Below are 2,053 nucleotides of genomic sequence, written 5' to 3'. Positions count from 1 at the left end.
TTGTATTTTGTCATATTTTTGATATATTTGTAAATAGGGTGTCGAAAGGAGGAATAAAAAGGTTGAAAAGAGGTTACATCAGAGGAATAGGGATATTAGGATTATTGTTAGCAATTACCATTCTTTTTGGGATTAACCATCCTGTTTCAGCAGATACCGTTGAAAACAACACAAACGGCTATTTAATAGAAGTTACTGAGGGAACCGAATTTTATAAATTTGATGAGACCCAACCCGCAGGAACTTTTACAAAAAGCTATCAAATCTTAGCTGAAACAATTGAAGGTGAACGAGTAGAGTTTTCGTTAAATAATCAACGCTACTGGTTGTCTAGCAAAAATATAACGATTCAGCAAAACGCTAACAACAATCCTACGATAGAAAATGAAACTTTGAATTATCCTCTTGTACAAGTAAATATTGAGAGTCAATCCAAGGTTTACAGTGATTCAGAGTTAACTAATGATTTTGTTGTTTTTACTTCTGAGCAAAACATGGAGGTTTATGACCAAGGAGACTATTATCAGTTTCTTTTTAATAACCAATGGGTGTATCTACCTAAAATAAAAGAACCTACACTTTCTCCTGAGGTTAAAACTGATACGATCACTCCGACTGATACAGTCATTACGAACAATCAAACAGATTCTTCGGCTGCATTGAATAGTATGGAATTAACTTTCCAAAAATACTTTCAAACAACAAAGGATGTACCGGTTTTCTCCGATAAGAATAAAACCTCTATTGTTGCGATTTTAAAAAGCCAGCAAGAATTCCGGATTATAAATCAGGATGACAATTGGATTCAGGTTTTGGATGGTAATAATGTTGGATTTATTGAGAAGGATGGAATCATTCCATCTGATGGGGGTACTATAAAGAATCCGTTTCAAAATGTTATCCCCTCAAATAGAAAGATTACCTTAATATCAGATGTCCCAATATTTGATACAAGCTCTGGTGTAAGAGTGGAATTTGCCCAACTTAAAAAAGGTATGACCTTTAATATATTAGAGGAAGACCCATATTGGTATAAAATTGATTTTATCAATAGGGTGGGTTATATCTATAAATCTAGTGCAAAGAAAGAATTTTCAAGTGGGGACAAATTCTTTACTGTTAGAGAAAGCACTGGTTTATTTTATACTAAAAATAATCAGTCCATTATGGTAGCTGAGTTATTAAAAGATCAAGAGTTTGCGATAGTTGCAGATTATGGAGACTGGTTGGTAATCAACTTTCAAGGTGAGACTGCATTCGTTTGGAAATCAGCTACCGAACCTTCGAATGGATTAAGTATAAAAAATAAAACTGTGACAACTTTTAATAATAATCGCTTATTTACTGCTCTAGTAGATTTACCTGTTTATGATGTATCTTCTGGTACTAGGATTCCATATGCCTGGATTAAAGCAGGAAATGTCTATAAAATTATTGACCAAGATCCATACTGGTACCAAATTGATGTAGGAGGCAGGGTTGGATTTGTCAATAAAAGTGGCGCACTTGCTCAGTTCATAGGGACAGACAGATATTTTAAGGTTAAATACGATACTGGAGTATTTGTAAATTCGCCTAACGGTTCTATTCTTGTAGCTCAGTTAAAAACTGATCAAGAGTTTGAAAGATTAGCGGATTATGGCGACTGGCATCTGGTTTCCTATGAAGGGAAAGAAGCTTTTGTATTTGAAGCTGCCACGGAACCTTCCTCCGGCGCAACTATTACAAATAAAAGATTGGGAACCGAGAAAAAAATAAGATCATTTACAGCCTTAACAAACACTGTGGTATACTATACAAATCTTTCGGGAGTTCGTACTCCATATGCTACCTTAGTGCAAGGACAAAAATATAATGCCCTCTGGGAAGATAACTATTGGTTCCAAGTGGATGTTTTAGGAAGAGTGGGCTTTGTTAATAAATCAGGAGTAAAAGGGGATTTTATACAAAGTGATCGTTACCTAAAAATAGTAAATGATAAGACTCCAATCTATGTTAATAGAGGAGGCCAATCTGTTGTTATAGCGGAAATTAATGCTGGAGAAGAAATCGA

The 2,053-nt window shown here is 34.8% G+C and carries 1 protein-coding gene; it reads left to right on the top strand.

Annotation, left to right across the window (positions count from 1 at the left end; genetic code table 11):
• Nucleotides 1-62 precede the first annotated feature (62 nt).
• Nucleotides 63-2,053: SH3 domain-containing protein (locus ACNQGS_RS28850; protein ID WP_491490379.1), on the top strand; the 1,991-nt coding region annotated here is incomplete at its 3' end.

It is taken from the genome of Neobacillus sp. PVCKKU3, from assembly GCF_058323225.1.
The sequence above is the reverse complement of the archived record's forward strand: the minus strand, read 5'-3'. Positions and strand labels throughout refer to the sequence as shown.